This is a genomic window from Citrobacter sp. wls615, from assembly GCF_005281355.1.
In the GTDB taxonomy this organism is placed as follows: Bacteria; Pseudomonadota; Gammaproteobacteria; order Enterobacterales; family Enterobacteriaceae; genus Citrobacter; species Citrobacter werkmanii.
Genome location: NZ_SZXM01000045.1, coordinates 144,512 through 152,415 on the forward strand (window position 1 = coordinate 144,512; position 7,904 = coordinate 152,415).

Annotated in this window: 6 protein-coding genes; 2 read left to right on the forward strand and 4 right to left on the reverse strand. The window is 52.6% G+C overall.

All coding sequences use genetic code 11. From position 1 onward, the window contains the following. The first annotated feature begins 13 nt into the window (after positions 1 to 13). A complete protein-coding gene (gene ptsP, locus FDX04_RS12940) occupies positions 14 to 2,509 on the forward strand; it encodes a phosphoenolpyruvate--protein phosphotransferase (RefSeq protein WP_137371052.1) in 2,496 nt (831 codons plus the stop codon). An 80-nt stretch (positions 2,510 to 2,589) separates the two neighbouring features. On the opposite strand, the gene FDX04_RS12945 is transcribed toward ptsP, so the two are convergent. The 4 genes from FDX04_RS12945 to FDX04_RS12960 all read right to left on the reverse strand — a co-directional run bounded on the left by FDX04_RS12945 (position 2,590) and on the right by FDX04_RS12960 (position 6,205). Next, positions 2,590 to 2,778 (reverse strand): hypothetical protein, encoded by a 189-nt coding sequence (locus tag FDX04_RS12945; protein ID WP_137360987.1) that lies wholly within the window; start codon positions 2,776 to 2,778, stop codon positions 2,590 to 2,592. A 101-nt stretch (positions 2,779 to 2,879) separates the two neighbouring features. Further along, on the reverse strand, positions 2,880 to 3,743 hold the full coding sequence (locus tag FDX04_RS12950; RefSeq protein ID WP_061382148.1) for a helix-turn-helix domain-containing protein: 864 nt from the start codon (positions 3,741 to 3,743) through the stop codon (positions 2,880 to 2,882). Between the two features lie 15 nt (positions 3,744 to 3,758). Then, positions 3,759 to 4,493 carry a LytTR family DNA-binding domain-containing protein gene (locus FDX04_RS12955; protein WP_137360986.1) on the reverse strand — a complete coding sequence of 245 codons (735 nt, stop codon included), beginning with the start codon at positions 4,491 to 4,493 and terminating at the stop codon, positions 3,759 to 3,761. Between the two features lie 14 nt (positions 4,494 to 4,507). Continuing rightward, a complete protein-coding gene (locus FDX04_RS12960) occupies positions 4,508 to 6,205 on the reverse strand; it encodes a sensor histidine kinase (RefSeq protein ID WP_071888159.1) in 1,698 nt (565 codons plus the stop codon). Between the two features lie 386 nt (positions 6,206 to 6,591). On the opposite strand from FDX04_RS12960, the gene alaC reads away from it, so the two are divergent. Next, a complete protein-coding gene (gene alaC / locus FDX04_RS12965) occupies positions 6,592 to 7,830 on the forward strand; it encodes an alanine transaminase (RefSeq protein WP_042306985.1) in 1,239 nt (412 codons plus the stop codon). Positions 7,831 to 7,904 lie beyond the last annotated feature (74 nt).

The window sequence follows — 7,904 nt, forward strand, 5'->3', positions numbered from 1 at the left end:
ATCAGGAGTTGTTATGCTAACGATTCAATTTCTTTGCCCGTTACCCAATGGCCTGCATGCGCGTCCAGCATGGGAGCTGAAAGAGCAGTGCAGCCAGTGGCAAAGTGAGGTGATGTTTTTCAACCATCGTCAAAACGCCAAAGCGGATGCGAAAAGCTCGCTGGCGCTGATTGGCACCGGGACGCTGTTTAACGACAGCTGTAGCTTAACCATCACCGGTCATGATGAAGAACAGGCCAGACGGGCGCTGGAGGAGTACATTCAGCAGCGGTTTATCGACAGCGACAGCGTTCAGCCTGGGGCGGCGGAACTGGCGGCGCATCCGTTGCCGCGTTCGCTGATTCGGCTCAACCCGGATTTGCTGTATGGCACCGTGCTGGCAGGCGGCGTGGGGGCAGGTCAGCTCACGCTGTGGCAGAGTGATAATCTGGAGAGCTATCGCGCGATTGCGGCGAGTGCGGAAGACAACGCCAGGCTGGAGCACAGTCTGGCGACGCTGGCGGAGCTGCTCAATCAGCAACTGCGCGAGCGCGATGGTGAGAGTAAAACCATTCTCAGCGCGCATCTGTCTCTGATTCAGGACGATGAGTTCGCCGGGAATATTCGCCGATTAATGCTCGAGCAGCATCTGGGGCTGGGGGCGGCGATTATCGCCAATATGGAACAAGTATGCGATAAGCTGTCGGCTTCCGGCAGCGATTACCTGCGTGAACGCGTTAGCGATATCCGTGATATCAGCGAACAATTGTTGCACATTACCTGGCCTGAAAAGCGGCCACGCCATGCGCTGGTGCTGGAAAAACCAACGATTCTGGTGGCTGAAGATCTGACGCCCAGTCAGTTTTTGAGCCTCGATTTGCAGCATCTGTCAGGCATGATCCTTGAGAAAACAGGGCGCACCTCGCATACGCTGATCCTCGCTCGGGCGTCGGCGATTCCGGTGCTTAGCGGCTTGCCGCTGGCAGCGATTAGCCGCTATGCCGGGCAACCCGCGGTACTGGATGCCCGATGTGGCGTCCTGGCCATTAATCCAAACGAGGCGGTTCGCGGCTACTACGCGATTGCGCAGAAGCTGGCTGATGAATGCCAGCGTCGGCAAGCCCTTGACGCCGCCCAGCCCGCGTTAACAAAAGATAATCAACGAATTGACGTCGCAGCGAATATTGGCACCGCGCTGGAAGCGCCGGGGGCGTTTGCCAATGGCGCGGAAGGGATTGGGTTGTTTCGCACAGAAATGCTGTTTATGGATCGCGACAGCGCTCCCGACGAGCAGGAACAGTTTGAAGCCTACCAACAGGTGTTGTTGGCTGCGGGCGACAAGCCGGTTATCTTTCGCACGATGGACATTGGCGGCGATAAGAACATCCGTTATCTCAATATTCCGCAAGAAGAAAATCCGTTCCTGGGCTATCGCGCGGTGCGGATTTATCCCGAATTTGCCGAGCTGTTTCGCACGCAGTTGCGCGCCATTTTACGCGCGGCCACCTTCGGTAATGCGCAGTTGATGATCCCGATGGTGCACAGCCTCGACCAGATTTTATGGGTAAAAAGCGAATTGCAAAAAGCGCTGGTGGAGCTGAAAGCGGAGGGTTTACGTCATGCTCCGACAATTTCATTGGGGATTATGGTTGAAGTACCGTCGGTGTGTTACATCATCGACCACTTCTGTGACGAGGTGGATTTCTTCAGCATTGGTTCAAATGACATGACCCAGTATCTGTACGCTGTCGATCGTAATAATCCTCGCGTGTCGCCGCTATATAACCCGATTACGCCCTCGTTCTTGCGGATGTTGCAGCAGATTATCCGCGTGGCGCACGAACGCGGTAAATGGGTAGGCATTTGCGGTGAACTGGGCGGGGAAAGTCGTTACCTACCGCTGCTGTTGGGCTTAGGGCTTGACGAGTTAAGTATGAGCAGCCCACGGATCCCGGCGGTGAAAAGTCAGCTTCGTCAACTGGACGGCCAGGCGTGTCGCGAACTCGCTATGCAGGCCTGCGAGTGTCGCAGTGCTCAGGAGATAGAAGATTTGCTGAACCAGTTTGCACCGCAGAAAGACGTGCGCCCGCTACTGGCGCTGGAGAATATTTTTGTTGGCGAGCCTCTTGCCAACAAAGAGCAGGTGATCCAGTTCTTATGTGGCAATCTTGGGGTAAATGGACGCACCGAACATCCGTTTGAGCTGGAGGAAGATGTCTGGCAGCGCGAAGAGATAGTGACTACTGCCGTTGGTTTCGGGGTTGCTATCCCACATACTAAATCCCAGTGGATCAACCATTCCAGTATCAGCATTGCCCGGCTTGCTCAGCCGATAGACTGGCAGTCCGAGATGGGCGATGTTGAGCTGGTGATCATGCTAACGCTGGGGGCTGATGAAGGCATTAACCACGTGAAGGTCTTCTCGCAGCTGGCGCGTAAGCTGGTGAACAAGCAGTTCCGCCAGTCGTTGTTTGCCGCGACCGATGCCGAAAGCATTCTGGCGTTGCTGCAGGCGGAACTGACGTTTTAAACGCCACTGTGAGGAGCGTTTTCCAGCCTACGGTAATGGGATTGCAGGCTGGGCAAAACGCTTTTACAAGAGGAATTTTATTAATCTGCGGTGTGTTGAATCGGCAGTTTCCCGGCCCTTAACAACGTCATCTCTTGTTTGCAGAGCAGTACTACCGCCTGGCGACCTTTGACGCGTCGGGCGGTGAGCGCTCTTTTTACGGTCCGACGATCCGCACCTGATTCCAGCATCTGAAGACACATCAGGGAAAGTGCACGTCTGTTTTTCATCGAATATTCACTTTGTTGAGTAAGCCTGCACGTTATGCGCGAAAGGGCATTATTTTACAACGATACAAGTGGATATGACTAACTCGTTGGTGTTGCCTCAATCAACGTGCTGACTGAAAACGCGCGCCGTACTCGCCCGGCGTCAGGCCAAACTGACGGCGGAACAGGCGGCAAAAATAATCACTGTCCTGATACCCGCAACGCTGTGCGACTTCGCTAATCGACAAATGATATTTCTGTAAGATAATGCGCGCCTTCGCCATTCTCACCCACCGCAAATACTCAACAAATCCCATGGTGCCATGCTGGGTAAATACTTTTGATAAGTGATTCGGTGTGATATTGAAAAAATGCGCTACGTTTTCCCGGTTCAGCGGCTGGGCATAGTTGTCCTGGACCCAATTACATATGCTGTGATAGAGAAATTCAGAGCGCGGGCGCGCTATATCAGGCCGGGTGTTTACCACGCTGCGGCACAGGTGCAGCAGACTCAGCACCAGCGGCTGAATAATATCCTGGGCCTGTGGTGAGCGGCTTAAATGGGTTAATGCGGTAAGCATCGCCTCGCCTTCACCGCGCTGCGGATGCGGTAACTCAATGCGACGTACGGGACGTAGCAGCGATGCGGTTCGGTTGTCATAAAAAGAGAGGCCCAGCCAGGCCGGTGAAAATACCAGGCTCAAGAGCATCACCGGTTTATCGCTGCCTGGTAAATTCGCCGCTTTCGCCGGGATGAACAACATGTCGCCTTCCGCCAGGCTGTGCTGCTGTTTTTCCAGTTGGTTGCTGTACTCTCCGCGCAACACGATATCCAGGCGGGGCAGGTCAATACATAAACTGCCGGTCGGTAATGTGGCTAGTTGCCTGGCGAACCATACGCGCCCCAGACGCTGCGGGTTTAACACCAGGCCGCTGAACAGATCGGCAAAAAACTGTTGGTCGGCGGGCAGGCCTGGCTCTTTCATTGCTCTTTCTCTGCGCTATAAGTGCATTAACTGTCTGAACTCTTTCACTTTACTCCGACTCACCGGGATTTCAAATTCCAGGTCTTTTAAGCGCAAAATGTAGGTGTTGTTAAACCAGGGTTCGATCTCGCGAATTTTATTCAAATTCACACAGAATGAGCGGTGGCAGCGGAAGAAATGCGCAGCAGGCAGTTTGCTGCAAAACTCGGTGATGTTCATTGGCATCACATACGACTCGCGCCGGGTGTAGACGAACGTCATCTTTTCATGGGCTTCAGCGTAGTAGATGTCGTTGATCGGGGTTACGATGATCCGCTCATCTTTGATCAGGTTGATCGTATCGTTTTCACGGGGAGCTGGGCTAGATGGTGAGGTTCCCGCTTGCTGCTGTTGCCAGGCGGCCTCCAGCTTTTGCAGCATGCCGACAATGCGCGATTCCTGATACGGTTTCAGAATATAGTCAAAGGCTTCCAGTTCGAAAGCTTCTACAGCGTGCTCTTTCCATGCGGTAATAAACACAATAAAGGGCTTATGCGCGAACTGGCTGATGTTTTGCGCCAACAGTACACCATCCAGCGAGGGAATATTGATATCCAGAAAAATAGCGTCAACGCGGTTGTGCTGGAGATATTTCAGCACGTCAAGACCGTCGTCAAATGTACCGACAATCTCCATCTGGCTGTGCTCTTTTATCAGCCAGCTTAGTTCCTGTTGGGCCAGGAATTCATCTTCGACAATGATGACTTTCACGACTTCACTCCTGGTTAAAGCAATAATGTGGCCGGTGCGGCTGCGGGCGAGTGCTGATTAGGCACATAAAAGGCAATCTCTGTGCCTGGCTCCAGACGGCGGATCAGTAATCCTTCACCGTAGAGCAGCTTAACGCGATGATGCACATTCAACAGGCCGATTTTATTCCCCGGCATTTCATTGGATTCGACCCGCTCAATTACTTTCGGATCAATACCATGGCCGGTATCCCGCACGGCAATCCGTACCCGGTTCCCGCACTCTGCAACGCTGATGGTGACCACGCCTTTCCCTTTGCAGGGTTGAATACCATGGACGATGGCGTTCTCAACAAGCGGCTGAATCAGTAGGCTGGGAATATAACAGCTTACCTCTTCATCAATATCATAAATAACCGTCAGCTTGTCGCCAAAACGGGCCTGTTCGATGGCGATGTAATCCTTGATTTGATACAGCTCTTTCTTGATGTCGATCTGCTCATCATCTTTTAATTCAATATTATAGCGAAGATAGCGCGACAAATTAAAAATGAGCTGACGCGCAGTGTCCGGGTTAAGCCGCACCGACGAGGAAATAGCGTTCAGGGCGTTAAACAGGAAATGGGGATTTATTTTACTCTGCAGTGCTCTTAGCTCTGCCTTATTTGCCATTTCGCGTAACTGTTCCGCCCGAGAAACCTCAAGCTGAGTCGAGATAATTTGCGACAGGCCGATGGCCATTTCCTGCAATGAGGAGGTGATCTGGTGAGCGTGACAGTAGTAGATCTTTAGCGTGCCGGTAACAACGCCTTTCTCCCACAGCGGGATCACCAGCATGGAGTGTATTTCCGGTGTCCGATGCGCTTCATCATTGTTTTTTATGATGATTTTACCGTAATTGATCGCCTGTCGCGTGGTCGGGCTGACGAAATCATCGTTATCGCGGTAATTCAGTTCACCCACGCCAACGTAGGCCAGAACGTGCTGGGTATTGGTAATAGCGACGGCATCAGCATGAATATCATGGCGAATAATCTCGCATACCTGGCGGAGCGACTCGCTGTTGACGTGACGGAAAAGCGGCAGGGTTTTGTTGGCGATATCCAGCGCCAGCTTGGCCTGCTTCGCGGCGCTGGCTTCTTTTTCACCTTCCACGCTTTGAACCAGCATAACGATAAAGCCAATACAGACGCTGCCCAGGATCATTGGGATACCGATTTTCGAGACGATATCCAGCCCCAGCGCGGTCGTAGGCGCCCAGGCAACGACGAGGATCATGGTCAGGGATTCGCACAGCATTCCGCCTAAAATACCTGCGCGCCAGTGTTGCGCTTTGGGGATCTTACGGTTGATCCACCCGGCAATGCAGCCTGCCAGAATACTGGTAATAAAGCAGGGTAGGGCGGTGACGCCGCCAATATCAATCAGGTAGCGGTGGGTGCCGGCGATGAGCCCCGTAATGATGCCGACCCACGGACCGAACAGAATTCCCCCTGACATGACCGCGATAATACGTACGTTAACCAGTGAGCCTTCAACCGGTACGCCGGACCAGGTACTGAACAGGGCAAACATCGAGAAAATCGCGGTGACGGCGAGCAACTCTTTCGGGGAGTGAGCTGACTTGTGCAACAGTTCGCGAAACAGGCGGATACGAATCAGGAAAAACAGACAAAACAGCATCAGCGCTGCCCGGTCAAATACCGCCAGCAGCATATTAAATATTTCGTGCACGGGTGACTCTTGCGCAGGGGTTAAACCTCTATGATAGGCAACCTGAGTCTGGATGACCAGCGCCCGCTCAGCCTGCGGCTAATGAGGAAAAACCTTAATATTAAAAGGGGATTGTTGCATTGTTGTTGTATTTACAATACCTGTCTTCTAAGCGCAAAGATCAAGGTAATGTTTTTCACAACAAAATGTTAAATGATGGTAATTTTTAGCTGTGTGTGAAATTGAATATTTCCTCATTTTTTTTACTTGTTCCTCATTTGTGCCGAAAAAAATATTTTGTATTGCCTCTCGACAGAAGGAAATTATTCAAGCTATTTTCTAAACGTGCCACCATCGTGGCAGCGTCGCTCGGACGGTCCGGGCGCTAACGTTAATCTGAGGATATTATGGCTGACTCCCGCCCTGAACGTCGCTTTACGCGTATTGATCGCCTTCCCCCTTACGTTTTTAACATTACCGCTGAACTGAAAATGGCTGCGCGTCGGCGCGGCGAAGATATTATCGATTTCAGTATGGGGAACCCGGATGGGGCCACGCCTCCTCACATTGTTGAAAAACTGTGTACCGTGGCGCAGCGCCCGGACACGCATGGCTATTCCACGTCTCGCGGCATTCCGCGTCTGCGTCGGGCGATTTCCCGCTGGTATCAGGAACGCTATGACGTTGAAATTGATCCCGAATCCGAAGCGATTGTGACTATTGGTTCCAAAGAGGGACTGGCGCACCTGATGCTGGCAACGCTCGATCATGGTGATACGGTTCTCGTACCCAACCCGAGCTATCCGATCCATATTTATGGTGCGGTGATTGCCGGGGCGCAGGTACGGTCAGTGCCGCTGGTGGAAGGTGTCGATTTCTTTAATGAGCTGGAGCGCGCGATCCGTGAAAGCTACCCGAAACCGAAGATGATGATCTTAGGTTTCCCGTCCAACCCGACAGCACAGTGCGTCGAGCTGGAATTTTTCGAAAAAGTCGTCGCGCTGGCTAAACGCTATGACGTGCTGGTGGTTCACGATCTCGCCTATGCCGATATCGTTTACGATGGCTGGAAAGCGCCATCGATTATGCAGGTACCAGGCGCTCGTGATGTCGCGGTTGAATTTTTCACCCTGTCGAAAAGCTACAACATGGCGGGCTGGCGTATCGGTTTTATGGTCGGCAATAAAACGCTGGTCAATGCGCTGGCGCGCATCAAGAGCTATCACGATTACGGGACGTTTACACCGTTGCAGGTTGCGGCAATCGCGGCGCTGGAAGGCGATCAGCAATGCGTACGGGATATTGCCGAGCAGTATAAACGCCGTCGCGATGTGCTGGTTAAAGGGCTGCATGAGGCCGGTTGGATGGTTGAGATGCCAAAGGCCTCAATGTACGTTTGGGCGAAAATTCCTGAGCAATATGCCGCGATGGGGTCACTTGAGTTTGCCAAAAAATTGCTGAACGAAGCGAAAGTATGCGTTTCGCCGGGGATTGGCTTTGGTGATTATGGCGATACACACGTGCGTTTTGCCTTAATTGAAAACCGTGACCGTACCCGCCAGGCGATCCGCGGCATCAAAGCGATGTTTCGCGCAGATGGCTTACTGCCTGCCAGTGCGAAATCGGCTATTGAAAGTACCGACTAACCAATCGTGAGATCCCCAAAAGCAAACAGGAGCCTGATGGCTCCTGTTTTTTTGTGCACAGAAAACCCCCAGCT